Annotated in this window: 20 protein-coding genes; 12 read left to right on the top strand and 8 right to left on the bottom strand. The window is 54.0% G+C overall.

Annotation, left to right across the window (positions count from 1 at the left end; genetic code table 11):
- Nucleotides 1-30 precede the first annotated feature (30 nt).
- The 5 genes from H7R76_RS13080 to H7R76_RS13060 all read left to right on the top strand — a co-directional run bounded on the left by H7R76_RS13080 (nucleotide 31) and on the right by H7R76_RS13060 (nucleotide 4818).
- Nucleotides 31-561, top strand: coding sequence for a KilA-N domain-containing protein (locus tag H7R76_RS13080; protein WP_182965423.1), 531 nt, complete (start codon nucleotides 31-33; stop codon nucleotides 559-561).
- A gap of 40 nt (nucleotides 562-601) precedes the next feature.
- Nucleotides 602-940: a phage tail assembly chaperone gene (locus tag H7R76_RS13075; RefSeq protein WP_182965421.1), complete on the top strand. Its 339-nt coding sequence runs from the start codon at nucleotides 602-604 to the stop codon at nucleotides 938-940.
- 17 nt (nucleotides 941-957) lie between these two features.
- Nucleotides 958-1248, top strand: coding sequence for a DUF1799 domain-containing protein (locus H7R76_RS13070; protein ID WP_182965419.1), 291 nt, complete (start codon nucleotides 958-960; stop codon nucleotides 1246-1248).
- Nucleotides 1245-4232 (top strand): phage tail tape measure protein, encoded by a 2988-nt coding sequence (locus H7R76_RS13065; protein ID WP_182965417.1) that lies wholly within the window; start codon nucleotides 1245-1247, stop codon nucleotides 4230-4232. The genes H7R76_RS13070 and H7R76_RS13065 overlap by 4 nt, the downstream gene beginning before the upstream one ends.
- 103 nt (nucleotides 4233-4335) lie before the next feature.
- The gene (locus H7R76_RS13060; protein ID WP_182965415.1) at nucleotides 4336-4818 is read left to right on the top strand and encodes a hypothetical protein; all 483 of its coding nucleotides are present in this window, start codon (nucleotides 4336-4338) and stop codon (nucleotides 4816-4818) included.
- 812 nt (nucleotides 4819-5630) lie between these two features.
- Here H7R76_RS13060 and H7R76_RS13055 read toward each other — a convergent pair.
- Nucleotides 5631-6751, bottom strand: a protein-coding gene (locus tag H7R76_RS13055; RefSeq protein ID WP_096147877.1) for an IS3-like element ISSen4 family transposase whose coding sequence is annotated in 2 segments (ribosomal slippage) — nucleotides 5631-6493 and nucleotides 6493-6751 — 1122 coding nt in all. Because the reading frame shifts where the segments join, the coding sequence is not laid out codon by codon here.
- A 21-nt stretch (nucleotides 6752-6772) separates the two neighbouring features.
- Here H7R76_RS13055 and H7R76_RS13050 point away from each other — a divergent pair.
- The 3 genes from H7R76_RS13050 to lpxP all read left to right on the top strand — a co-directional run bounded on the left by H7R76_RS13050 (nucleotide 6773) and on the right by lpxP (nucleotide 11347).
- Nucleotides 6773-7237, top strand: coding sequence for a DUF6453 family protein (locus H7R76_RS13050; protein ID WP_182965413.1), 465 nt, complete (start codon nucleotides 6773-6775; stop codon nucleotides 7235-7237).
- Between the two features lie 11 nt (nucleotides 7238-7248).
- The gene (locus H7R76_RS13045) at nucleotides 7249-9588 is read left to right on the top strand and encodes a tail fiber domain-containing protein (RefSeq protein WP_182965411.1); all 2340 of its coding nucleotides are present in this window, start codon (nucleotides 7249-7251) and stop codon (nucleotides 9586-9588) included.
- A gap of 823 nt (nucleotides 9589-10411) precedes the next feature.
- Nucleotides 10412-11347: a kdo(2)-lipid IV(A) palmitoleoyltransferase gene (gene lpxP, locus H7R76_RS13040; RefSeq protein ID WP_106927738.1), complete on the top strand. Its 936-nt coding sequence runs from the start codon at nucleotides 10412-10414 to the stop codon at nucleotides 11345-11347.
- A 31-nt stretch (nucleotides 11348-11378) separates the two neighbouring features.
- On the opposite strand, the gene H7R76_RS13035 is transcribed toward lpxP, so the two are convergent.
- From H7R76_RS13035 to yebS, 4 genes are all read right to left on the bottom strand, one after another.
- A complete protein-coding gene (locus H7R76_RS13035; protein WP_106927736.1) occupies nucleotides 11379-11618 on the bottom strand; it encodes a DUF1480 family protein in 240 nt (79 codons plus the stop codon).
- Nucleotides 11619-11730: 112 nt separating this feature from the next.
- Complete coding sequence (gene rsmF / locus H7R76_RS13030) at nucleotides 11731-13170, bottom strand: 16S rRNA (cytosine(1407)-C(5))-methyltransferase RsmF (RefSeq protein ID WP_182965409.1); 1440 nt, start codon at nucleotides 13168-13170, stop codon at nucleotides 11731-11733.
- A gap of 84 nt (nucleotides 13171-13254) precedes the next feature.
- Complete coding sequence (locus H7R76_RS13025; protein WP_106927734.1) at nucleotides 13255-15888, bottom strand: PqiB family protein; 2634 nt, start codon at nucleotides 15886-15888, stop codon at nucleotides 13255-13257.
- A complete protein-coding gene (yebS, locus tag H7R76_RS13020) occupies nucleotides 15857-17140 on the bottom strand; it encodes a membrane integrity lipid transport subunit YebS (RefSeq protein ID WP_106927732.1) in 1284 nt (427 codons plus the stop codon). Before yebS ends, H7R76_RS13025 begins: the two co-directional genes overlap by 32 nt.
- Before the next feature lie 143 nt (nucleotides 17141-17283).
- Here yebS and msrC point away from each other — a divergent pair, with 143 nt between their 5' ends.
- From msrC to htpX, 4 genes are all read left to right on the top strand, one after another.
- Nucleotides 17284-17781: a free L-methionine (R)-S-oxide reductase MsrC gene (msrC, locus tag H7R76_RS13015; protein WP_106927730.1), complete on the top strand. Its 498-nt coding sequence runs from the start codon at nucleotides 17284-17286 to the stop codon at nucleotides 17779-17781.
- Between the two features lie 97 nt (nucleotides 17782-17878).
- Complete coding sequence (gene proQ, locus H7R76_RS13010) at nucleotides 17879-18571, top strand: RNA chaperone ProQ (RefSeq protein ID WP_106927728.1); 693 nt, start codon at nucleotides 17879-17881, stop codon at nucleotides 18569-18571.
- A 19-nt stretch (nucleotides 18572-18590) separates the two neighbouring features.
- A complete protein-coding gene (prc, locus tag H7R76_RS13005) occupies nucleotides 18591-20639 on the top strand; it encodes a carboxy terminal-processing peptidase (protein ID WP_182965407.1) in 2049 nt (682 codons plus the stop codon).
- 194 nt (nucleotides 20640-20833) lie between these two features.
- A complete protein-coding gene (gene htpX / locus H7R76_RS13000) occupies nucleotides 20834-21718 on the top strand; it encodes a protease HtpX (protein ID WP_106927724.1) in 885 nt (294 codons plus the stop codon).
- A gap of 51 nt (nucleotides 21719-21769) precedes the next feature.
- Here the strand turns inward: htpX and pgaD are convergent, their stop codons facing one another.
- Genes pgaD through pgaB form a run of 3 tightly spaced genes read right to left on the bottom strand, consistent with a single transcriptional unit; the run spans nucleotide 21770 to nucleotide 25537 of the window.
- Nucleotides 21770-22201 carry a poly-beta-1,6-N-acetyl-D-glucosamine biosynthesis protein PgaD gene (gene pgaD, locus H7R76_RS12995; protein ID WP_106927722.1) on the bottom strand — a complete coding sequence of 144 codons (432 nt, stop codon included), beginning with the start codon at nucleotides 22199-22201 and terminating at the stop codon, nucleotides 21770-21772.
- Nucleotides 22198-23529: a poly-beta-1,6-N-acetyl-D-glucosamine synthase gene (gene pgaC / locus H7R76_RS12990; RefSeq protein WP_182965405.1), complete on the bottom strand. Its 1332-nt coding sequence runs from the start codon at nucleotides 23527-23529 to the stop codon at nucleotides 22198-22200. The genes pgaD and pgaC overlap by 4 nt, the downstream gene beginning before the upstream one ends.
- Nucleotides 23522-25537: a poly-beta-1,6-N-acetyl-D-glucosamine N-deacetylase PgaB gene (gene pgaB, locus H7R76_RS12985; protein WP_227673903.1), complete on the bottom strand. Its 2016-nt coding sequence runs from the start codon at nucleotides 25535-25537 to the stop codon at nucleotides 23522-23524. Before pgaB ends, pgaC begins: the two co-directional genes overlap by 8 nt.
- Between the last annotated feature and the right edge of the window lies 1 nt (nucleotide 25538).

Genomic DNA, 25538 nt, shown 5'->3' with positions numbered 1-25538 from the left:
AACAGGTTCGCTTTTTAAAGGGTATACACCATGACTTATCCAACCGTAGCAGTAAACGGTGTTTCCGTTCGTGTTGACGACGAAGGGCGCTATAACCTCAATGACCTTCACGCTGCCGCAGTGGCAAACGGCGAAGCCACAGAATCGCAGCGTCCCAGTAACTTTTTGAGAACTGCGCAAATTAAACGATTCATTTTTGCACTAAAAACCAAAGCTCAAAAAAGAGCTTCGGAAGAAATTCAACCACTTAAAGTAATAAAGGGTGGCTCCGAGTCTGGTGCTTGGGGCGTCGAATTACTGGCTATCCGTTATGCCGCATGGATTAAGCCAGAGTTTGAGGTCGAAGTATATGAGGTGTTCAGAACCGTGGTGCGCCTCGGCATCAGTGCCATGTCCCGCCTGAACAAGATCGACCACATTATTAACACCGAAACCAAAGCGATCAGCCAGTGCGCCAGCCAGATGGCAAGGTGGGGTAGCGGTGGTCGTAAACAACTACTGCATGCAGCGCGGGAACGTGTTGCTGACGAAGTTCAGATGTATTTACCAGGCATCAACTAAGACCTGCTCCGGCGGGTTTCATTTTTTCTAAGGAACCGTAATGACTAAATTCTCCCTGATCCCAAACCCAACCTTTTCCGCTACTGCCAGTATCCCTCGTGCCGGTGCTGAAGATGGTCAACTGTCGTTCACTTTTCGTCACAAGACGCTCGAAGAGCTTCGTGTAATGGATGATGAACTTCAAAAAAAGGCTGAAGGCAAAAAAGCCGCAATCGAGCCACAGGCTGATTATCTGATGGAAATCGCGGAAGGTTGGGCGCTTCCAGATGAATTCACGCGAGAAAATGTGATTGTCCTGCTGAAAAATTACCCACGTGCTTTCGATAGTATCGGTCTGGCGTATACGAAAGAGTTGATGGGCTTTCGCGAAAAAAACTGAGGCAGGTCGCCGCAGCGTTGTACACGCCGGGGCCGACATTAGCGGAACTGAGCGCTTTTGGTTTGACGCCTGAAGACGTGGAGCAAGAGGTGGGAGTATTGCCGTCAGTCTGGCGGGCTTTCACCATCTTCTCCGCGTTAGCCACCCAATGGCGTGTTGGGGCTAACGGTGCGTCAGGCCTTGATTACAACGTCCTCCCCTGGGTGTTCCAGATCCACGGGGTTGAGGATGCGGCGGCCTGTATGGCTGACCTTCAAATCATGGAAAGCGAGGCACTCAAGGTAATGCATAAAGAGAGGCCACAATGAGTAACGATATCGCCACTATTTCTCTTCGCGTTAATACCGGTGACCTGGAGCGTGGTAATCAGGCGCTGGATAAATTCCAGGACACCGCAGCGACAGCCGCAGGCAAAGCCGATGATCTGAACAGCAGCTTTAAGGCTGGCGCCAGTACTCAAAAGCAGAATACCGAAAGCCTCAAGCAGCAGCGGCAGGAACTCGAAAACCTGCTGAATAAAATCAGCCCGGTGAATAAGGCGCTGGATGAACTGGATACTATCCAGACTAATCTAGCGAAATTCCGGGGTAAAGGGCTGGTTGGCGATGAAGATTACGCTCGCTACAACAGCGTGCTGGAGACGACTCGCTCAAAACTGGCGCAGGTCATGGAGTCTGAGACAGCAGAGGGCCGGGCTCGAATCGAACAGGCCCAGGCTACGCAACGAGCCGCGGCTGCTGGTAAAAGTTTTATCGCGTCACTGGAAGAACAAGCCTCGGCAATCGGTAAAACCCGCACCGAAATGCTCGAACTGAAAGCGGCGCAATTGGGGGTATCTCAGCAAGCCGCGCCAATGCTGGCGAAACTCAAAGAACAGGAAAAGGCCTGGCAAAGCGGTGCAACCAGCGCAGGGCAATACCGTAACGCTATGCGTATGCTACCGGCACAGCTAACGGATATAGCGACTCAGTTGGCTGGCGGGCAGTCTCCGTTCCTTATCCTGCTCCAGCAGGGTGGTCAGATTAAAGACCAGTTTGGAGGCGTTCAGGGGGCGATAAGTGGAGTTGGGGAATACATTCGCAATTTGGCCGGGATGATAACCCCGACCACAATTGCTCTTGGCGGTTTGGTTGGAACTATTGGCCTACTGGCTGCTGCTGCATACAGCTCATCCGAACAGTTCGATCAAGTCGCCCGGTCAGTCATTATGATGGGGGGGGCTGGTTTTGCATCTATGCAGCAACTCAATAAGGCTGCGGATGATGTTGCGGACAGAACCAATACATCAATCAGTTCGACGGTCGACACCTTGGTTGCGCTGAATGATACAGGCAAGTATACAGCCGAACAGATGAAGCTGATCGCTACATCCATAACCCTGATGGGCAAGGCAGGTAGCGATACCAAAGCGGCAATGTCTGATTTCGGAAAGATTGTTAACGATCCAGTGAAAGGTCTCGCGAGCCTGAATGAGCAATACGGCATTGTCGATGAAGCCATGATGAAGCACATCATTCAGTTGCGTAAGCAGAAGGGGGAAGAAGCTGCGGTTGCTGAGGCTATTCAGCTTTACGCTGACGTCATGACCAAGCGTGCTGAAGAAACGAACAAGGCTACTGATAATATTGGTCGGGTTTGGGATACGCTGAAAAAAAGTGCATCCGACAACTTCAGAGATATTGGCATTACCGTTCGTGCTTGGGGAAATCAGGTGATCGATATTTTCAACCTAGTTGAAGCTTCGATAAAGGACCTGTTCCTCAACATCACCTCGCTGGATGCCAAGTTCACTGGAACCATTGCGGGATGGGCGGAGAAAATCCCTGGTGGTGGAGCAATAACGAACTTCCTCGGTATGGATGTCGAGGCAATGAAAAAGGCAGGGGTAGAAGCTGACAAAGAGATCGCTGCGAACAAAAAACGCTACGACGAGCTTTGGAAGCGCATAACTGCACCTAATGCCCAGGCCAATTATGAATCTGAGGCAAGGGGGAGTGGAGTATCAGGAAATGGCGGCGCCAGTCGTGAGTCAAAGAACGCTGTATCCAAGTTAGCTGAAGATTCCGCCAAAAAGACCCGGGAGACCAAAGCCACTCTGGATGCTGGCGATCGCACTCTGGAGAACTACCGAGCCCAGGCCAGAACATTAACGGAAACCCTCGAAACATTGCGGCAGACCGGTGATGTCCACGCCAAAAACACTGAACTCAGCAAGCAGCAATCACGTTTTGCAGAGCTGGATGAGGCTGCGAAAACACGGTCGCTTACTGCACAGGAAAAATCACTCCTGTCGAGCCGTGAAGCCATTCTTAATGCTGCTAAGATTGTTGATCAAAAGAACAAGGAAGTTGAGGCCCAGCAGAAGATTAACGGCCTAGCACAGCAGGCAAATAAGTACGTCACGCAGATGACAGAAAAGTCCGAGGCACTCAGGAGTGGTTCTGGTTTGAGTAGCCGCATGGCTCAACGAATGACTGAGGAGGCCCAGTTAAGGCAAGGTTGGCTGAATGGCGGCGGCAAGCTTGAGGATTCAGGTTATGAAAAAGAGCTAGCAGCCCTTCGTAACTACTACGCTGAAGAGGATAAGCTGCGGGGGGACTGGAAAGCAGGTGCATTGAGCGGATGGAATGAATATCTGGAGGCTGCGACCGATACCTACAGCGCAGTGAAGGGGGTTGCTGGTTCTGCTCTTACCGGATTATCCGACATGCTTACCGACCTTATGACCACTGGTAAGGCATCGATTAAGTCGTTTGGGATGTCGATGCTGAAGATGATCGCGCAAGTCGTAAACCAGTTGATGGTTGCCTATGCAGTGCAAGCAGCTATGGGCTGGATAAATGGTGGTGCATCACCATCCTCCGGAGGAGGGCAATCATTTGCTGTTCCGTCTTACACCCCGAATGCTAAAGGCGGCGTCTATGATTCGCCGGGTCTTAGTAAGTATGTAAATGGCGTCTACGACTCTCCTCAGTATTTCACCTTCCAGGGGGCATCTAAATTCGCCAAAGGCGGAGTATTTGCTGAGGCGGGCGAAGAGGCCATCATGCCGCTGACGCGTGATTCTGCCGGACGACTTGGGGTTAGGGCCCAGGGCGGTGGTGTGTCTCAACCGCAGGTCAACATTGATATTTACGTCGACAATAAGGGCAACGCATCATCAACCACTTCCGGTGATGGAAGCGACGCAGCAAGGGCGTTAGGGAAGGAGATTGAAGCTAAGGTGACTGAGGTCTTAATGAGGGCATCAAGGAGCGATGGCTTACTTGGACGACAGTTCCAGCCGAAGTAATTTTCATTGAAGTAATATTGAGAAATCAATATCGCACGCACCTAGTTACATCATAGCATCCCTTGGTTATTATGCTCAAAACCATACTAATCAGGGGATAATAATGAAAAAGGTCTTTGTGACTACAGTGTTAGCTATGGCGCTTTCTGCGTGTGCTGGGAGTGGCTCAAACAGTAACGCTCAAAAGCAAGCCAAGTATGATGAGCTTTCTAAATGCGATGTTGCTATCGAAGCACCTTCCCATTCACCGACAAACAAAAAGGAATTCGCAGAGTTTCTCTCTGTGCAAGCTCGCAATGCTTCAGCTGATCAGTTCGTAACTCAAAAAAGGTTGGATATCCTTCAGCTTGTTGGCTGGAATTCTTCTGTCGCTGACGCTATTGCATCGTGTGGGGCCAACAGAAAGGATAAGCGTAAGGAAATGGCATCGGTCGCTTTCGAGCGAATTAAGGCGACTACCAATAATGCAGATGAAAAACGCGCACTAGTCGAGGCATATAGCGCTTGGGAAACATACGTAACTAGCCAAACACCTCTCGCCAAACAAGATTTCGATTCGAAGATTGGTTACTACAAAAATATGTGATTATGCCGAATTCATAACATCGGGTTCCATACAGGCTAATCAACACCAAGCCCCGACCGGGTTTTAATCACAGCCCACATATGTGGGCTTAATCCATAACTGTTTGGATGTTATACTCCTCTGATGAGACAAATTATCTATTCAGAACTCCCGTTTAGGCGGTCATGCGAAGGCGTGGCCGCTCCTGAATTTTCTATGGAGTTCTATCATGAAATCACAAAAGCGCGCGGTGCGCCGACATCACGCCAGAAGACTTAAAGCCAAACGAACCCGCTATCACAATGCAGGTGCTGGAGGGGAGAAGGCTGTAGGTATTGTTTATCAAACACCTTGCTTATGTTCTTGCTGGATGTGCGGAAACCAACGCAAACATCATGGTATTCGCATACAAGAGCGCAGAGACAGAGCAATGTATCCTTTGTGATTACTGGCCCGCCATCTGGCGGGTTTTTGCTATCTGGGGTTAGGTGGCTTTTTGTTTGATGCAGGGAGGTGAAAATTTAAGCGCTTCATTCAAAGGGGGCGAAATATTACAGCAATTTTTTGAGGTGTGCATTGTCAGTAGAACGTGATTTTTGTGCAAAAAGTGCTATTGGTGTGTAATGTTACACATGATTTGAAGGGAGGGCATCTAAACAAAAACCACAGATTGTGGTTTAAAAGAGTGTTTCCTGACAGGAAACTTCGTCGATAAATGCTACAACGTGAAAAAATGGTACGTTTATCTTCGTCGAACGTGGTCCTATCGTAACCAAAACACGATTGCCTAAAAGTTATAGCTAGTGACCTGCCCCCACGATTAGATACAACACTCAGTTAGTAACGTCGGAATCTTCATTCTCAGAATGACCCTTTCTCCAGCCCGCTGCAAATTCAGACGGTGTCTGATAATTCAGCGTGGAGTGCGGGCGGCATTCGTTATAATCCTGCCGCCAGTCATTAATAATTTTCCTGGCATGAACGATATCGCTGAACCAGTGCTCATTCAAACATTCATCGCGAAATCGTCCGTTAAAGCTCTCAATAAATCCGTTCTGCGTTGGCTTGCCCGGCTGGATTAAGCGCAACTCAACACCATGCTCAAAGGCCCATTGATCCAGTGCACGGCAAGTGAACTCCGGCCCCTGGTCAGTTCTTATCGTCGCCGGATAGCCTCGAAACAGTGCAATGCTGTCCAGAATACGCGTGACCTGAACGCCTGAAATCCCAAAGGCAACAGTGACCGTCAGGCATTCCTTTGTGAAATCATCGACGCAGGTAAGACACTTGATCCTGCGACCGGTGGAAAGTGCGTCCATGACGAAATCCATCGACCAGGTCAGATTGGGCGCCGCCGGACGGAGCAGCGGCAGACGTTCTGTTGCCAGCCCTTTACGACGTCTTCTGCGTTTTACGCCCAGGCCACTGAGGTGATAAAGCCGGTACACGCGCTTATGATTAACATGAAGCCCTTCACGGCGCAGCAACTGCCAAATACGACGGTAGCCAAAACGCCTGCGCTCCAGTGCCAGCTCAGTGATGCGCCCTGATAAATGCGCATCAGCAGCCGGACGGTGAGCCTCATAGCGGCAGGTCGACAGGGATAAACCTGTAAGCCTGCAGGCACGACGTTGCGACAGACCGGTCGCATCACACATCAACATCACGGCTTCCCGCTTCTGGTCTGTCGTCAGTACTTTCGCCCAAGAGCCACCTGAAGCGCCTCTTTATCCAGCATGGCTTCGGCAAGCAGCTTCTTGAGTCTGGCGTTCTCTTCCTCAAGCGACTTCAGGCGCTTAACTTCAGGCACCTCCATACCGCCATACTTCTTACGCCAGATGTAAAACGTGGCATCGGAAATGGCATGCTTGCGGCAGAGTTCACGGGCGGGTACCCCAGCTTCGGCTTCGCGGAGAATACTGATGATCTGTTCGTCGGAAAAACGCTTCTTCATGGGGATGTCCTCATGTGGCTTATGAAGACATTACTAACATCGGGGTGTACTAATCAACGGGGAGCAGGTCACACGCTCGACCAGAATATTTATGAAGAAACCAGCGGGAATATAGGGGTACGCATTGCGATATTTGCAAATGCTGTCCCTTATCCCGGAACGGGCCTTAATTATTTCAACGCCGCAGGGCAGTGCACATTTTCAACCACGCGTAAGCCCTTTGTGATTCAGGGCTTTTTCTATCCTTCGACAAGCTTTCAGGGCATCGGCGGAATGGTGCCGCTCGGCACCTTTGGCTGGGCCGTACGCCCTGCAACGAACTCCACGAGCTGGAACATCGTCAGGATGAAAGGACTGATGATGAGCGGCGGGAGTGTGAAAAGCGGTTTTGGCCGGGTTATCAGGCGCGTATCACGGCAAAAATACGATATTCAGTCAGAAGGCATGTCGGGCGTGAAACTCCCCGCCATACCCAATTTTTATTAAAAGGAGCCGAAATGTCTGCTGGAACAATTTCCATTCAAAATAATGCCGCGGCGGTTGCCGGCGATGGAACGGCATTTACTGCTGAGCTTGCGGCTGGTGATTTCATCGTTATTACCACCGGCGGGGTGACCTATACGCTCCCGATAAAATCCATCGAGAGAGATACTGCGCTGACTCTCACCAGGAACTACAGCGGCCCGGCGGTGACAGGCGCTGCTTGGACAGCGATGCCGCGCGATACATTGAATCGAATTAGTGGGCAAATTGCCGCTGATACGGCGTATGCAATCCGCCAGCGTGTTCTTGAAATCGATAACTGGTATCAGCTGCTTGAGGTTAATGGTGATGTAACAATCAAAATGGCCGACGGCTCGAGCTACACGGGCCCTTCATGGCTTAAGCTGATTGATGTTATGAAGGAGTTGCAGATAGATGAGCTAATCCCTATAGCGGAGCAAATTCGTGCGGATGCAAAACAGGTAGCCGAAGATAAGCCCGTTATCGTGCAGGCAAAGGAAGACGCCGAGGCCGCAGCAGCCGCAGCAGCCGTTTCAGAAGGGAACGCCGTTACGTCAGAGAGCAACGCGGCGGAATCGGCATCCACAGCCAGCACAAAAGCCAACGAAGCAGCAGAATCTGCAAAGCAAGCAGCGGCATCAAACCCGCAGTTGGCGCTACAGAAGAGCCTTAATCTGCAGGATCTGGCAGACCGCGCAGCGGCATGGCTTAACGTTCGTCCGGTTGGCTCAACGCCGTTAGCGGCGGCGGCGGTAAACGACGGTGATGCTCCGCAGTGGTTGCAGGTTCAAAACCTGGTAAGCGCTGGTACTGGCGGGCCGACAATGAACGGTGTAATGAACTATCACGTCGGCGAAGCTGTGCAGTGGGAAACCCGTGCATACTATCCACCAAACTGTTTGCCGCGTGACGGCCAGATCGTCAACCGCGCGGATTGGCCTGAGCTGTGGGCGTGGGCGCAAAAAACATCGCCGATCACAGATGCGGCATGGTTGGCCGACGTGACGAAGCGCGGCTCTTATTCCACCGGCGACGGCTCAACTACTTTCCGCCTGCCGGACTGGAACGGCGTTCAATCAGGCTCGATCCCTGGCGTGTTCTTTGGCGGTGGCGCGGGGACGAATGACAAGCTGTTAGCGCTTAACGCCGCTCCAGATTTTGGCGGCTCTTTCGGGTCTGACATGGCAGGTGTTGCGTGGCTCGCAGCAACCTCGGCGTCCGGCGGGTTTAAGGTCACAGCATATCAGACGAATAATATTTTCCACCCAACATCAGGTTTCGATAAATATAGTGGGTATGGCCTTTGGGAGTTCAAAGGGTCCTATTCTAACGCAGCATATGGACGAAATAACGCTACGGAGGTCGCACCTAACCGTGTTTATGGGGTATGGCTCGTTCGCGCATCCGGCGGGTTCGTTGCTGCAAACACGACGTGGGACGTTGTCAACGCACTGACGGCAGCCCCTGGAGTGTCAACGACAAACTACGGCGGCGTGGTTAACTCTACGCTGAAGGTCGGCACCGCTGACTACGGCAAAGCGGGATTGCGCACCGTAGTTACCAACAGCTCAACTGGCGTTAAGACGGTAAGCGCTGAAGTGCTGGTGTCTGACTCAACCGGGTCGACGACAACAACGAAAGTTATCAAGCTAGGCACCGTTGATGGACTGACAGGCGGAGCTGTAACCAGCCCTATTGGGCGTTCCGGAATTTCCAACGCGTCCTATGATTCTCTGTACAACAATAACAGAAACCTGGGTCATTGGTCTGAACAAATGAATGCCCCGGGAACCGGCTACCTTTACCCGCATATTAGCCTGAAGCTGTTCACTCCTGGGGTTAACGCTGGCGTATTTACATGGTCAGGGCTAACGAACACTGGCGGCCCGCAATACGTGTTGTCGTACACGACTGAGGCCAATACCACCCCGTGCATGTGGCGATTCGACTCCGCGACTGGAAACGGCATTGCTGCGAATGGCTCATGGGTTAATGGTGCTTCAGATGAGCGTGCGAAGTATGAGATCGAAGAGCTGAAAGATGCTTATGGCGCGCTTGATGGAATCAAGGCCCGCACGTGGCGCATGAATACGAAGGCAGGAAAGGGCAGGTTCGGCATTGGCGTCCTGGCAAATGGCCTTTATGACCAGTTCCCGGAAGCGACTTTATATGCTGGTGATCTGGAGATGGACGACGGCACAACGCTTAAGGATGCGCTGACCGTTCAGGCTGGCGATAGCGGGGTGACTGTTGCGGTGCTTACGGCTGTTATGCAGGACATGGTCAAGCGGATGGCCGACTTGGAGGCAAAATTGAAAGCTCTGACAGAATAGATACTCAGTGTGAAAACAGCGGCCCGCGACATGTAAGCGCGGGCCGCTGCTGTAGGCCAGGTGTTCATGCCATTGGAACTACTGGGAATCCATGGGGCTAAAAATTAGCGCAAAGCAACTCAAAACCGATGAAGGTGGTGATTAGTCTTGCGCTAATTCTTAGGGACAAACACCCTCCAATTTCACTCGTCGCGATCCCGAACTTCATAGTAACCGTTTGATATTAAAAGGTTGGATTAAGCCGTAATGGTAAGTGTTTTTAGGCTTTAAGGCTGATTTAACTGTTTGATTTTATTGTCATTTTTTCTAATGACTGGACAACAGGAATCGTATTCGGTCTCTTTTTCTCTGCCGTATGCACTCAGCAGGACAAGCTCCGCGGGAATCCGTTAGCTTGTTAACCCAATGTAAACAGATTCTCGCTCCCATCCAAGCACTTTTGTACAATTTAGCGACTTTTTTTTCTTTTTATAAAGTGACAATAGTCGCAGACGAAATACAAAATGCTAAGAACTCATATTTTTCCGAAAAATAGATATGTCGCTAATAATATTATTTGTCGCGTTAAAAAGTTTATTTTCTATTGTGAATTAAAATCTCTATTTTTTTTGCTAAAAAAGGCGCATGCTTTGCGGCGAGTTGAGCCACAGCCTGCCACACCGCGCCATACCTCTGTTGACCACCGTTTTGTAAATAAACGTCTGGGCAGTGAATTTGTCGAACGTAGCACTGTCCAACGATTATACGTACCGCATAAAGACAAATGAACGGACTCGTTTTTTTCCTTACGCGTTACCCTTGCATTACGTTGCTGGAAACAATGATGTCCAAAAAATTTGATACCGCTTTACTTCATCCCCGTAACGGGTTGAAGTGGTTCGCTCTGGCCTCTTTATGGCTGGTGGTGCAGTTGCCGTACCCACTCTTACACCTGCTTGGCACTTCTCTTGGTAAAGCGTCACGACGTTTTTTAAAGCGCCGTGAGCAAATTGCCGCGCGCAATATTGAGCTTTGCTTCCCGAATATGGATGCCGCACAGCGGGAAAAGCTGATTGAACAAAACTTTATGTCACTGGGAATGGGGCTTATCGAAACCGGTATGGCCTGGTTCTGGAGCGATGCCCGCGTTAAGAAATGGTTTGACGTTGAAGGTTATGCCAACCTGATGGACGCGCTGAAAGAGCAGCGCGGCGTTATGGTGGTGGGCGTGCACTTTATGTCACTGGAGCTCGGCGGTCGTGCGATGGGGCTGTGCCGTCCAATGATGGCAACTTACCGTCCGCATAATGACCCGCTGATGGAATGGGTGCAAACCACCGGTCGCCTGCGTTCGAACAAAGCGATGATCGATCGCCGTAATCTGCGTGGTCTGGTGCAGGCGCTGAAGGCCGGTGAGGCCGTCTGGTTTGCGCCGGATCAGGACTACGGTCCGAAAGGCAGCGTCTTTGCGCCGTTTTTCTCGGTAAACGAAGCGGCGACGACCAACGGTACCAACGTGCTGTCGCGCCTTTCCGGCGCGGCGATGCTGACCGTGACCATGGTGCGCAAGCCGTGTCAGCGTGGCTACACGCTGCATATTAGCGAAGCCATGACGGATTATCCGTGCGGTGATGAGATCTCCGCTGCGTGCTATATGAACAAAATTATTGAACGCGAAATCCTACGTGCGCCGGAGCAGTATCTGTGGGTGCATCGCCGGTTCAAAACCCGGCCGCGCGGAGAGGCGTCACTGTACAAAGCCGTACCGCACGCGAAATAAATAACCCGCCTTTGGGCGGGTTCCTTTTGGGTTAGACAAGCCGCATAACCCAGGCGTCGGACGGTCGATCGTAGCGTTGACGATAGAGAACGGAATGTTCGCCATCAAGAAGGGCCGGGATGCTGATATCAGCGTCCCAGGCATCTAACTGCATGCATAAATCAGGATCGGACTTGCAAGGAATGCTTAACGTTCGCTCGCCGTGCTGATCGGCGTGCATCACGGCATCATCAATTTCGAATGCGCCGATGCGTACGCTGGTTTTACTCATAATGCTCTCCGTTAATCTGCTGACCGTTGTGGTACGACCAGTTAGGCCGTACCTTTTCAGCGTAGTCAACGCGGAGAATTCTGCCAGTCAAAAGGTGCGCTTTTTTTGTGCGCTACTCCGACCTGTTGGCAAAAAGCTTGCCGTCACGAACTAATTCACGGGGATAACTGTTTTTCAGCCGTGAGCCGATGCGTTTGGCCAGGCCCAGCGGGAATCCCTGGAAAGTGACAATCACATCGTCCGTGGCGGGCGACTGCTGCGGGTATACATCGCGGCCACGATACCATTCTTCCGCTTCTTCCAGCGTCAGCTCATGCCCTAACTTTCGGGTGTTTGCCAGCGCGATAACCGCTTCATGCTGCCAGCGGAAACCTTTATTGTGTGTTTCGGCAAGCTTAAGCCCGATACGGGAAAAACGAACTTTTCCCAGCAGAGGCGCAATCTCACCCGGGAATAGCCATATCTCTTTGTCGCGCTGCCACAGCGTCAGCGTATCGTCCCATTCAATACCGACCTTACGCGCAGCGTCGGCAACCGCCGCGGACTCGCGGCTTTTCATGGGCGCAAACGGGAATTTACCCACTTTATAGCCCGGAGCCGGTAGGGGATCGATGGCGGCGGTTTTACGCAAACGGGCGACGAAGAAGCCTTCACAGTCATAAATTTGCGGGAAGACGTGCAGAAAACCTTCTGGCGTCAGCGCCTGTTCCGCGCCAGGGAATAGCGTGCCCAGTGGCGCTATCTCTACCGCCTGTGGATAGCGCGCCAGCAGCCAGGCTACCACCGATTCGTTCTCGTCGCGGTTTAGCGTACAGGTTGAATAGACCAGCGTGCCGCCGGGGCGCAGTGCATGGAAGGCACTGTCGATCAGTTCACGCTGCGTATCGGCTATCGCCTGATTGCTCGCCAGCGACCAGTTTTTCAGTGCGTCCGCATCTTTACGCACTACGCCTTCGCCGGAACAGGGGGCATCTAACAGAATGGCGTCGAAGCATTCCGGCAGCGCGGCGCCAAATACGCGGCCGTCGAAGTGGGTCAGGGCGGTATTACTGATGCCGCAGCGGCTGATGTTGGCATGCAGCACTTTCACGCGGCTGGCGGAAAACTCATTGGCCAGCAGCATACCGCGATTGCCCATCCGCGCGGCAATTTGCGTGGTTTTAGAGCCTGGGGCCGCGGCAATGTCCATTACCCGCTCGGGGCGCTCGCCTTCGGCAAACAGCGCGGCCACCGGCAGCATTGAGCTGGCTTCCTGAATGTAAAACAGCCCGCTTAAGTGTTCGGCGGTGCTACCCAACGGCAGGGCGTCTTCCTCTTCGCGTTCAATCCAGAAACCTTCCGCACACCAGGGCACCGGCGTCAGCTGCCACCCATAGGGGGCGACCAGCGCCAGAAAATCATCCACCGTGATTTTCAGCGTGTTGATGCGAATGCTACGGCGCAGCGGGCGCTGGCAGGCAGCAAGAAAATCCTCAAAAGAGAGATGTGCGGGCATGGCCTCGCGCATCTGCGCAAGGAATTCATCAGGAAAATAGACAGAGTTTTGAGCCACTGGCGGATACCACAAGGAGATAACGAGCGCGCAGTCTAGCATAAAACGCGCCGGTGACGGGACACCGGCGCGTGAGGCTGGATGTTAACGCGGCAGGGCGGTGCCCCAATCGCGCCACTCTTTGGGTTCAGATTCCAGCAGCAGGAAGTGTTTACCTTCCTGCGCTTTCGGCGCCAGCGGCGTCCCCGGCGGCGTGGCGAAGGCGATACCGCCGCGAATGAACTGGTTGAAGGTGCCGGTTTTCACCACGCCGCCAATCAGGCCAAAGTCAAGGCTGTAGCCTGATGCCAGCCAGAACACCGAGTTGTTGCGCACCAGATGCTGGTAGCGCTGGCCGATGCGCAGCTCGACCATGACCCGGTCAGACAGGCTGCCGAGGTGCAGGCCGGTAATCGTGCCCACTTCGATACCGCGGAACAACACCGGCGTGCCGATGCTCAGCGAGCCGGCTTCTGGCGCCTCCACCACGACGTTCAGCCCGTTCAGGTAGCGGGAGTCGGCGATGGTGGCTTCCTGCAGCTCGAAGTCACGACGCAGCTCGCCGTGCCCCGGTTCAACGTTGACGTACGGCTGTAGCAGCGTGTCCAGGTGCTCGACGCCTGCCGCGGAGATCTGGGGGGTGATCACCGAGAAGCGCGTGCCGCGGCGAGCAAAGGTGTTGACGTACTCTGGGTACAGCACGGCGCTGGCCTGCACCTCGTTGCGAGAGGCGTTAAGCGCCAGGCTCTGCACCTGGCCGATATCGATACCGAGGTAGCGGATTGGCATACCGGCGGACAGTTTGTCCGCGTCGAAAGCGTGCAGCGTAATTTGACCACCGACGGCGCGGGCGGCCGTTTCTGACGGGAACAGCACACGTTTATCACCTTTGCGGGTGCCATTATTGGCTTCGCTGATGTTGTCAAAGCTCACAGCCCCCTTCAGCGCACGCGATAGCGGCGATGCTTGTACCGTTAGCCCGCTGCCGTTGAGCTGTACCTTCGCGCCGCCTTCTGCCCAGAAGACGCTACTTGGGGTCAACAAGGAACGGTATTCCGGTTTGATGTGCACGGCGATATCAAAGGCGTTGGCACGCGGCTGTACCGAGGTGACTTCACCGACCTCAAACTTACGGTACAGCACCACCGATCCGGTCTGAATATCCGGCAGCGTCTCGGCGGTAAGCATCAGGGTCGTGGTCGGGTAGTCGCTCAGGTTATTCTCCTGCGCTTTCTCCAGATTGGCGTACAGCGGATAGCTGTCCTTCATCGGCCCTTTTTCTCCGGGCAGAATACGAATGCCGCCGCTTAACCATTCATTAGCGCTGGCACCAAGGAACTCAACGCCATCAATCCCAACCTTGACGTCCATCTTGCTGTTGACGACGAATTTGCTGTCGCCGTGCAGCAGGTCGCGGTACTGCGGGTCAATAGCGATGGCGAAGGCGATCCCTTTTGCGCTTAGCGTGCGCTCCATCACCTGACCTATACGCACGCCGTGCAGCATAATCGGCTGCCCGGCTTCAATACCGTAGCTCTCCGGTGCCGTGAGGGTGAGCGTCATTACCCCGGGCTGCTGCAACAGGGTTTTATCCGCCGCCAGTACGGTAAAGCTGTTTTTTGGCGCGCCTTCGCCCGGTACCAGCTCAAAGGTACTGCCGGTCAGCAGTTGGCTGAGGTTGGTGTTTTCCAGCGACAGCTTCGGCTGGTGCAGTTCGATGCGCGTTCTTTCGCGCAGCAGCGACACCACGCTTGGATCGACGGTCATTTCACCGGTCACCGAGCTGTCAGGATTTAAGGTCATTTTGGTGAGCTGGCCGACCTCCAGTCCTTGATACAGCATCGGGGTCGAACCGGCTTTCAGCCCATCGCCGTTTGGCAGTTGGAGCTGAATCAGCACCCCGCGCTGGCTATGGGCGAGGTCTTCATACAGACCAAATTCGTCGTTTTGCGCAGCGGCCTGGGAGTCTGCCGGCGAGTCGAAGGCAATGGCGCCGTTAACCAGCGCCGCCAGGCTTTCCAGCTGCACTTTCGCGCCGCTGAGGCCTACGTCGGCCTTCACGCCGGAGACGTTCCAGAAGCGGCTGCCTTTTTTCACTAGGTTAGTGAAGCGACGCTCAATGAGCACGTCGATCGTCACGCCCTGGTTATTTGGGTTAATGGTGTAGTCGTACACGCGGCCAACCGGAATCTTGCGGAAATACACCAGCGACCCGCTGCTCAGCGAACCGAGATCCGGCGCATGCAGGTGAATCATCAGCTCGCCGTTATTCAGACGGTATTTCGGCTGCGTATCTAGTGCGGTAAAGCGATCGCTGGGCTCACCTTTACCGGGCATCATTCCGATATAGTTACCGCCAACCAGAGCATCAAGGCCGGAAACGCCGGCCAGAGAGGCTTTTGGTGTGACCAGCCAGAACTGCGTATCCGTGCGCAGCGCGTCTTCCATGTCGCTTTTGATGCTGGCGCGCACTTCAATTTTGCTGCGGTCTTTTGCCAGGCGGATGTCCTGTACCGTCCCCACTTCTACGCCCTGGAAGCGCACAGGCGTGCGCCCGGGGACGATACCATCCGCCGACATAAAGTCGATGGTAATGGTCGTCCCGCGATCCTCGTAGCTATTCCAGATAAGCCAGCCGGCAATTATCAGCGCGATAACCGGCAGTAACCAGAACGGTGAAATGCGACGTTTTGTTTTAATTCGCGCTTCAGTCTGTGAAGCGGGCGTTTCCTGACTCATGTGCGTCCCAAAGTAAGCGGCTGTCCAGCCATTCAACAGCAAGGATAGTTAATATTACCGCAGCGCCAAAATAAAACGCAGCGGGGCCCATCGTGAAGGCGAGAAGCTGATCGCGATTGATGAGCGACATGGTTAATGAAATGACAAACAGATCGAGCATTGACCAGCGGCCAATCCAGGTCACAAAGCGCAGCAGCAGGATACGCGTGCGCAGCCCCTGTTCGCATTTAAAACGGATACTGAGCAGTAGCGTCAGCATCACGATAACTTTGGTGAACGGCACCAGGATACTGGCAAAAAAGACCACTGCGGCCACGGCAACGTTGCTGTTAGCCAGCGACATAATCCCGGAGAGAATGGTGTCTTCCTGGCGGCCGCCGTTGACATAAATAATCGATATCGGCAGCAGGTTCGCCGGAATCAGGAACACGATTGACGCGACCAGCGCCGCCCAGCTTTTTTGTAAACTCTGCTTACCGCGATGATAAAGCGGGGTGTGGCAGCGGCTACAACGCCCGCGCGCGTCGCGATAGCCCGTGTAGTGGCAGTTCAGACATACCTGAAGCGACGTGTCCGGCCGGGTGGCGGGGCGCTGCGGGTAGAAGCGTTCCCACAGCTGTTCGACGTTAAGGTGAATGAGCGTCAGGATGCTGAGTATGACCAGCGAAATATAGGCCAGTAGGCCAACACCCGGTTGTAAAAAAGCGTAGTCCTGAACTTTAATTGAGGCGACGGCGATGCCGACCAGGTAGATGTCGAGCATCACCCACTCTTTGAGTTTATCCAGCATCAACAGGACAGGACGCAGATTCATCCCTAGAATATTACCCAGCCAGAGATAGGCGATAGCGACAACCAGCACCGCCGGGGCGGCGACGGTACAGAAAAAGACCATTGCCGCCGTGACCGGGTCGCCGCTGTCGGTCATCTGCCAGATGCCGTGTAGCAGGTTGGCGTCAATGCGCACCCCGAGCAGGTGCAGACGCAGCAGGGGTTCGCTCCAGGCGAAGGGCATCAGCAGCAGCATGGTAATCGCCATGGCGCCCAGGCGCGTTAACGACCAATCGCGGCCGTCGCGCACTTTGGCGTTACAGCGTGGGCAGTAGGCACATTGCGATGATTTTACGACCGGTAACCGAAAAAGCATATCGCACTGCGGGCAACGTTGGTAATGTGCCCACGGTAGTGGTTCGCTCACCGCGTGAATGCGTATTTTCTTTGTCGGCGTTATAGATGATATTTTCAGTGCCATTTATTACATTGATAAATGAATGTATAACTCTATCTTAACCTAAGTATGGATTCATCTTGAGCCCGAACGCACTTAATGCGTATTTTATCAGGCCAGAGAATGGGTAACGAACCAGTAACATCGTAAACAACAGTGATTGAATAATGAGCAAAACAGAATTTTACGCGGACCTTAACCGTGATTTTCAGGCATTAATGGCAGGTGAAACAAGTTTCTTAGCGGTAATCTCTAACACCAGCGCGCTGCTGTATGAGCGTCTGTCCGACGTAAACTGGGCCGGTTTCTATCTGCTGGAAGGCGATACGCTGGTTCTCGGGCCGTTCCAGGGCAAAATTGCCTGCGTGCGAATCCCGGTTGGGCGCGGCGTTTGCGGCACCGCGGTGGCGGAAAATCGCGTTCAGCGTATTGCAGATGTTCATGCTTTTGATGGGCACATTGCCTGTGATGCAGCCAGCAACGCCGAAATCGTGTTACCGCTGCAGGTAAACAATCAGGTGATTGGCGTGCTGGATATTGATAGCACCGCGTTCTCGCGCTTTAGCGAAGAGGATGAACAGGGCTTATGTGAACTGGTCGGCCACCTGCAAAAAGTGCTTGAAGCCACCGATTATCAAAAATTCTTTGCACCCGTCGCAGGATAATCAACGGATAACGTAGCATTTACGGATGGCGTCATTATAATGTCGCCTGTTCATGCCTGCGGCTTGTTGGCTACGTCCGTTGTAATCAGGAAATTTCATGGAAAATCAACCTAAGTTGAATAGCAGTAAAGAAGTTATCGCATTTTTAGCCGAACGTTTTCCGCAGTGCTTTAGCGCGGAAGGTGAAGCTCGTCCTCTGAAAGTCGGTATTTTTCAGGATCTCGTCGAGCGTGTTGAAGGGGAAATGAACCTCAGCAAAACCCAACTGCGTTCCGCATTACGTCTTTATACTTCAAGCTGGCGCTACCTTTACGGTATCAAAGCCGGTGCCGTTCGCGTCGATCTCGACGGCAACCCATGCGGTGAGCTGGACGAGCAGCACGTTGCACACGCACGTCAACAGCTTGAAGAAGCCAAAGCTCGCGTTCAGGCGCAGCGCGCTGAACAGCAGGCGAAAAAACGCGAAGCGGCCGCTGCGGCGGGCGAGCAGGGTGATGCGCCACGTCGTGAGCGTAAACCGCGTCCTCCGGTACGCCGTAAAGAAGGGGCCGAGCGCAAGCCGCGCGCTGCTGCTGCAAAACCGGCTGCTAAACCGGCTCGCGAAGTGCGTGAAGAAAAACTGACGCCGGTATCCGATCTGTCTGCGCTGACGGTCGGTCAATCCCTGAAAGTTAAAGCGGGCAATAACGCTATGGATGCAACGATCCTGGAAATTACCAAGGATGGCGTTCGCGTTCAGCTTACTTCTGGTATGTCAATGATTGTACGCGCAGAACACCTGGTGTTCTGAAACGGAGGCCGGGCCAGGCATGAACAAATTTTTTAGGCTCTCCGCGCTTGCTGGCCTGTTATTAATAACAGGCCAGGCCGTAGCGGTAGAAGATATTACCCGTGTTGATCAGCTTCCTATTCTTAAGGAAGAGACTCAGCACGCCACGGTAAGCGAGCGCGTGACATCGCGCTTTACCCGTTCCCACTACCGCCAGTTCGATCTCGACCAGGCCTTTTCGGCTAAAATTTTTGACCGCTATCTGAACCTGCTGGACTACAGCCACAACGTGCTGCTGGCCAGCGACGTGGCGCAGTTTGCGGCGAAAAAGGGTCAGATTGGCGACGAACTTCGTTCAGGCAAACTTGACGTCTTCTACGATCTTTACAATCTGGCGCAAAAACGCCGCTTTGAGCGCTATGAATATGCGCTGAAGGTGCTCGATCGTCCGATGGACTTCACCGGTAATGACACCTTCAACCTCGATCGCAGCAAAGCGCCGTGGCCGAAGGATCAGGCTGAGCTGAACGCCCTGTGGGACAGTAAAGTGAAGTACGACCAGCTGAGCCTCAAGCTCGCCGGTAAAGACGACAAAGAAATTCACGACACCCTGGCGCGACGCTATAAGTTCGCGATCCGTCGCCTGGCGCAAACCAACAGCGAAGACGTGTTCTCATTGGCGATGACGTCGTTCGCCCGCGAGATCGACCCGCACACCAACTACCTTTCACCGCGCAACACCGAACAGTTCAATACCGAGATGAGCCTGTCTCTTGAAGGGATTGGCGCGGTGCTGCAAATGGACGACGATTACACCGTGATTAACTCCATGGTGGCTGGCGGCCCGGCGGCGAAAAGCAAGGCCATTAGCGTAGGCGATCGCATCGTCGGCGTGGGCCAGTCGGGTAAAGGGATGGTTGATGTCATCGGCTGGCGTCTTGATGATGTGGTCGCGCTGATTAAAGGGCCGAAGGGCAGCAAGGTGCGCCTGGAGATCCTGCCGGCCGGTAAAGGCTCTAAAACGCGTATTGTGACGCTGACCCGCGAGCGCATCCGTCTGGAAGACCGCGCGGTGAAAATGACGATCAAAGGTACCGGCAACGAGAAAGTGGGGGTTCTGGATATTCCTGGCTTCTACGTTGGCCTGACCGAAGACGTCAAGGTACAGCTGCAGAAGCTGGAAAAACAGAACGTCAGCAGCATTATTATCGATCTGCGTAGCAACGGCGGCGGTGCGCTGACCGAAGCGGTTTCGCTTTCCGGTCTGTTTATTCCGTCCGGCCCCGTGGTGCAGGTGCGCGATAATAACGGTAAGGTGCGCGAAGATAGCGACAACGACGGCGTCGTTTACTACAAAGGCCCGCTAGTGGTGCTGGTTGACCGCTTCAGCGCCTCGGCGTCGGAAATCTTCGCTGCGGCGATGCAGGACTACGGCCGCGCGCTGATCGTCGGCGAACCGACCTTCGGTAAAGGCACCGTGCAGCAGTATCGTTCGCTGAACCGTATCTACGATCAGATGCTGCGCCCTGAATGGCCGGCATTGGGCTCCGTCCAGTACACCATTCAGAAGTTCTACCGCATTAACGGCGGCAGTACGCAGCGTAAAGGCGTCACCCCGGACATCATGATGCCGACCGGTACCGAAGAGACCGAAACCGGCGAGAAGTTCGAGGATAACGCGCTGCCGTGGGACAGCATCAACGCAGCCACCTACGTGAAGTCGGGCGATATGGCACCGTTCGAGCCGCAGCTGCTGAAGCTGCATGCCGATCGTATTGCCAAAGATCCTGAGTTCCAGTACATCGCGAAAGATATCGCACATTTCAATGCGCTGAAGGACAAGCGCAGCATCGTTTCTCTCAACTACGCACAGCGTAACAAAGAGAACGAGGAAGATGATGCGACGCGACTGGCGCGCGTAAATGATCGCTACAAGCGTGAAGGCAAACCGCCAATCAAGAAACTTGACGATCTGCCGAAGGATTATAAAGAGCCGGATCCGTATCTGGATGAGACGGTCAATATCGCTATTGACCTGTCGAAGCTGGAGAAGGCGACCTCCGCTGAACAGCCGGCGGCAAGCAAGTAACCCCCCAACAGGCACAAGCAATTGTGCCTGTTTTTTTATCTCCCGCAGCTTCTCGTAAACAACGATGCTACAAAATGTAAAGTTGTGTCTTTCTCGTGACTTAGCCTCACGTAATCGTTGAAAATTCCCGGATTACCCATACGATATGGGTAATCGCATAGTGCGTTTTGTTAAAAAGAGGTTAAAAGTAAATTATGATGCGAATCGCGCTCTTCCTGATGACCAACCTGGCGGTGATGGTCGTATTTGGGCTGGTGCTAAGCCTGACGGGAATTCAGTCGAGCAGCATGACCGGTCTGCTGATTATGGCGCTGCTATTTGGTTTTGGCGGTTCCATTGTGTCGTTGATGATGTCTAAGTGGATGGCGCTGAAGTCGGTGGGCGGCGAGGTCATTGAACAGCCGCGTAATGAGCAGGAACGCTGGCTGATGGAAACCGTTGCCCGCCAGGCGCAGCAGGTGGGTATCGCTATGCCGCAGGTTGCGCTTTACCATGCGCCGGATATTAACGCCTTTGCCACCGGCGCGCGCCGTGATGCATCGCTGGTCGCCGTGAGCACCGGCCTGTTGCAGAACATGAGCCGTGACGAAGCTGAGGCGGTTATCGCGCATGAAATCAGCCACATCGCTAATGGTGATATGGTTACCATGACGTTGATTCAGGGTATCGTGAACACCTTTGTTATCTTTATCTCCCGCGTGATTGCGCAGATTGCAGCCGGTTTCCTCGGCGGTAACCGCGACGACGGCGAAGAGAGCAGTAACGGCAACCCGCTGATTTACTTCGCGGTGGCAACGGTGCTGGAGCTGGTGTTCGGTATTCTGGCAAGCATTATCACCATGTGGTTCTCGCGCTATCGTGAATTCCACGCAGATGCCGGTTCGGCGAAGCTGGTTGGCCGTGAGAAAATGATCGCGGCGCTGCAGCGCCTGAAAACAAGCTATGAGCCGCAGGAGGCCAGCAGCATGATGGCATTCTGCATCAACGGTAAGTCGAAGTCGCTGAGCGAAATGTTCATGACTCACCCGCCGCTGGATAAACGTATTGAAGCGCTGCGCAGCGGCGAATACATGAAGTAATCGGCGTTGCCGAAAATGAAGCCAGCCCGTCAGTCACGGGCTGGCTTTTTTTTAGCCGCGGTTTTGCGGCGGCTCTGCCTTTAAATCAATAATCCGGCCGATGTTATCGTGATAGACCGTAAGCAGGTTGTACTGGCTCAGCTCCGAAATCATCTGCGGCGCAATATTAAAGCTCCTGGCAAGTTCGTCATTCTCCAGCGACGCCAGGCGAGCATGACGTCGGGCATGCGTTCGTCGGCGGTTGTACTGATACCAGATAATCAATAGCCAGCCGTTGGCGACGGCAATCAGCAGGTACACCAGCAGCGTATTGAATGCTTCGATGGCGGTATCCCAGCGCTGACCGCTGCTTTCCGTCAGCTTCATCACCAGATTGACATAAAGGAAAAACAGAAAGCCACACCAGGCGATCAACGTTAATACTGCATCAAAGCAGCGGGGCAGCAGGCGGTGTTCGGTTAAGATAACGCAATGCTCGCTCATGACATTCTTCCTTTTCCACGATCGGGACTCACCCAGCGTGCACGGGCGCGCTGGCGTTTCAGCATGACTTTGGGGAACGCGACGACAGTGGTGAGCATGCCTATCATCCAGTACACCATCGGAAACCAGATAACCCAGAACAGGGAGGTTGCAACCTGTTTTTCATAGCGACGTTCGATAAACAGGCTGACGGCGAACTGCAGCAGACACATCACCCCCAGCAGCAGTCCGGTGAACTCCGGTGGAAACAGGCTTTTGACGGCCAGATTTTCCGGAAGCGGCGCAAGGTAGCTGAGCACAAACAGCAGCACCGTCACCGCGTAGGCGAAAGCCCACAGCGTAGAGAGCGTGTATTCTGCAAATAGCGGCCACATGCGGTGGTGTTCCCAATAAAATAACTTGCGCAGGTTGACCCAGAAAACCTCTGCGCCGCCCTGCGCCCAGCGTAGCCGCTGCTTCCAAAGTCCTTTTAGCGTTTCGGGCATCAGGATCCAGCACAACGCGCGTGGTTCAAAAAAAATGTCCCAATGGCGTAGCTGTAGTTTCCAGCTGATATCGATGTCCTCGGTGATCATATCGGGGCTCCAGTAGCCGACGTCGGCCAGCGCCTGTCGGCGGAAAGCCGCAATGACGCCGGATACGGTAAATACCCGGCCATATATGCGCTGCGTTCGCTTGATAAGACCGATAATGGAGGAAAACTCGCCAACCTGAATGCGGCCAATCAGCGTAGATCGCGTGCGAATTCGCGGATTGCCGGTGACCGCGCCAACGTGCGGATACTGAATCAGCGGGGCGACCAGATAGGCCGCCGTATCGCGGTCGAGCAGCGCATCGCCGTCGATACACACCAGCAGATCGCCTCTGGCCGCCGCTGCACCGGCTTTTAGCGCCACGGCCTTACCCTGATTTTCTGCCAGATGAATGACCCGCAGGTGCGGCTGCTCGTGCGCAAGCTGCTCAAGCACCTCGGCGGTGTTATCAGATGAACCGTCGTTGATGGCGATCACCTCAATGTGCCGATACCGCTGCGCCAGCGCGGCGGCGATGGTTTCTCGCGCATTTTTCCCTTCGTTAAAACAGGGAATCAGAATAGATATCAGCGGCTCGCCGCTGAGTTCGGGCGGCGGCATTTCATCACTCCACGGCCAGTGACGTTCGAGCTGGAACCAGAAGTAAAGGCCGCCGGTCACCCACAGTACGGACATAAACAGCGGCCAGAAGAAGACGAAATCGAGAATCAGTTCACCGGTAAAAATGGCCGCGACGCCCAGCGGCAGACCCAATACCAGTCCTAAAATACAAAAAGCAATAAGGCGATCAGTCATTGTTTGGGTACCAGTACGAAGAGAACGCGGGCCGAATATGAGAAATATCGGGCTGGTTATTAATGAAATCGTCGGGGTAATAGCCATAGTTTTTCACGCCGTTGAGCTGAAGCACCTGCATCCACTTCACCAGTAGGGCGTCAGGAACGGCGTTTTGCTGTCGTTGGTTCCAGTCTTTGGCCTGCAGTTCGAAAATGGTTTTGTTCAGCGCGCCAGGGCGTGCTGCCACCGTGCGTACCAACTGCGACAGCCAGGCATGGCTTTGTGCGGGCGAAATTGACTCCATCAGCGGCATGGCCATGGGTACCGTCCAGTCATAGGCGGCAAGAAAATCGTCAAGATTCTGGGCAAACCAGGTTTCGCTTTTCGGTTCAAGCAACGGTAGGGCAAAAATATTACGCGCGGTCTGTATCTGTGGACCGCGAATGCGCTGCGTGGCCTGGCTTAACTGAAGCGTGAAGGTGGTGAGCGCCTGACTTTTGAAACGGGTCCACGCTTCTTGTGCGGCGGGGCTGTGCGCCATCTCCGCGATAGCGGTGGTTGAACCGGTTTGTCGCCATGCGCTGAGGGCTTCCGGTCCGGCATCCTCAAAATCACTTAACACCGCATCATCGTGGAACAGAATGCCGTTGAACGGAGCGTAGCGGGCCAGGTCTTCGTAGAGATCCGTTATCTGGCGGCGCGCCTGCGTGTTCCACGGTGACAGCCTGATATAAGGCTCAGTGGCCGTCAGCGTGCGACCGCTCTGCGGATCCCAGCGCTGTACGCGGGGAAGGTGGGGCGCGAGGTTGAAGGCCAGCACCGGCATCCAGGCGAACACCTTAACCCTGCCACGAGTCTGAAGCTGCCAGGAGACGAAGTTAAACAGATCGGCCCGCACGGGGAGCCAGCGATTCGGGAAATAGAGCGCTTTCACGTTGCCATCGCCCTGCGGATCGGAAAACGCCTGTAAAAAAACGTGGCTGATTTTCATGTCGTAGACCCGCTGCACCAGCCTGTCGATATTCCGGGTTTGCTGGGCAATATCCGGGTCGTAGAGATAGTCGAGGTCGACGTGCATCACTCGCACCACCTCCGGTTCCTGCGCCTGCGTAACCATGCTGGCAAAGGCTTTCAGCGAGGGGTTTCCTGAAATCAGCATGCGCGGAATGTTGTCGATATTGCGTGCATCGCCAAGGCCGTCGGCCAGCGTAAAGGCCAGTTGATACCCCTGTTTTTTAGCTATTGCCAGCGTGACGCCGTTGGCTTCGCCGTAAGGCCAAACCCAGGCACGCGGCGCTTTTCCCGTCACCGAGCTGATTTTCTCGGTCACTTTGCGCACGTCCTCGCTAATGCGCTGGGTGAATTGTTGGTCGGTTTCATAGCGGCCGCTTTTCCGATCGTAAAACCGATTGGCAATCGCCGGTTCCAGGCTTCCCTGCGGGTTAGCCGGAAGACCGTAATGTGAGGCCCAGGTATGCGCCCCCACTTCAACCAATGATGAACGGCTCACTTCTTGCACCATCTGCCAGGTGGCGAAGCGATCGCGCGGCGTCATCAACCCGCCGAAATTGACCTTCTGCCCGGCGGGCGTATCCACCCAGCTACCGACAGGTGCCCATAGTGCGGGGACGTTCCATGCCTTCAGCAGAGGCCAGACGCGGGTGTAAAAGCTGCTGTATCCATCATCGAAGCTCAGTAAGAAAGCCTTCGGCGGCAATGTCTTGCGCGATGCGTGCGCATCGATAATATCCTGCACGCTGACGGCGTGATAACCGTTGTGCAGCAGCCAGCTTATCTGTTCATTGAGCGCGCTGGTGCGAACGGCCAGATAACGCTGATCGGCAACATCATCTTCAACGTCGTGATAACCCAGCACCAGAAAATGATTTTTCGGCCACGGCTGGCTGGCAGCCAGCGGGGAGCGATCCTGTGGGGCGATAAACGGTACCGCTTGAGCGCAGACGGCTGCGCTCAGGCATAGCCAGCCGAGGGCTACCAGGCTGATACGGAGACGTATATTCAGCATA

It is taken from the genome of Klebsiella sp. WP8-S18-ESBL-06 (assembly GCF_014169755.1).
Taxonomy (GTDB): Bacteria; Pseudomonadota; Gammaproteobacteria; order Enterobacterales; family Enterobacteriaceae; genus Kluyvera; species Kluyvera ascorbata_B.
The sequence above is the reverse complement of the archived record's forward strand: the minus strand, read 5'-3'. Positions and strand labels throughout refer to the sequence as shown.

Coding starts and splice junctions, on each gene's coding strand:
- H7R76_RS13060 (WP_182965415.1), top strand. CDS start 4,336: ATGAAAAAGGTCTTTGTGACTACAGTGTTAGCTATGGCGCTTTCTGCG.
- H7R76_RS13045 (WP_182965411.1), top strand. CDS start 7,249: ATGTCTGCTGGAACAATTTCCATTCAAAATAATGCCGCGGCGGTTGCC.
- H7R76_RS13025 (WP_106927734.1), bottom strand. CDS start 15,888: ATGAGTCAGGAAACGCCCGCTTCACAGACTGAAGCGCGAATTAAAACA.
- msrC (WP_106927730.1), top strand. CDS start 17,284: ATGAGCAAAACAGAATTTTACGCGGACCTTAACCGTGATTTTCAGGCA.
- H7R76_RS13075 (WP_182965421.1), top strand. CDS start 602: ATGACTAAATTCTCCCTGATCCCAAACCCAACCTTTTCCGCTACTGCC.
- H7R76_RS13080 (WP_182965423.1), top strand. CDS start 31: ATGACTTATCCAACCGTAGCAGTAAACGGTGTTTCCGTTCGTGTTGAC.
- prc (WP_182965407.1), top strand. CDS start 18,591: ATGAACAAATTTTTTAGGCTCTCCGCGCTTGCTGGCCTGTTATTAATA.
- pgaB (WP_227673903.1), bottom strand. CDS start 25,537: ATGCTGAATATACGTCTCCGTATCAGCCTGGTAGCCCTCGGCTGGCTA.
- pgaC (WP_182965405.1), bottom strand. CDS start 23,529: ATGACTGATCGCCTTATTGCTTTTTGTATTTTAGGACTGGTATTGGGT.
- htpX (WP_106927724.1), top strand. CDS start 20,834: ATGATGCGAATCGCGCTCTTCCTGATGACCAACCTGGCGGTGATGGTC.
- H7R76_RS13035 (WP_106927736.1), bottom strand. CDS start 11,618: ATGAGTAAAACCAGCGTACGCATCGGCGCATTCGAAATTGATGATGCC.
- proQ (WP_106927728.1), top strand. CDS start 17,879: ATGGAAAATCAACCTAAGTTGAATAGCAGTAAAGAAGTTATCGCATTT.
- H7R76_RS13050 (WP_182965413.1), top strand. CDS start 6,773: ATGAAGACATTACTAACATCGGGGTGTACTAATCAACGGGGAGCAGGT.
- lpxP (WP_106927738.1), top strand. CDS start 10,412: ATGTCCAAAAAATTTGATACCGCTTTACTTCATCCCCGTAACGGGTTG.
- pgaD (WP_106927722.1), bottom strand. CDS start 22,201: ATGAGCGAGCATTGCGTTATCTTAACCGAACACCGCCTGCTGCCCCGC.
- yebS (WP_106927732.1), bottom strand. CDS start 17,140: ATGGCACTGAAAATATCATCTATAACGCCGACAAAGAAAATACGCATT.
- H7R76_RS13065 (WP_182965417.1), top strand. CDS start 1,245: ATGAGTAACGATATCGCCACTATTTCTCTTCGCGTTAATACCGGTGAC.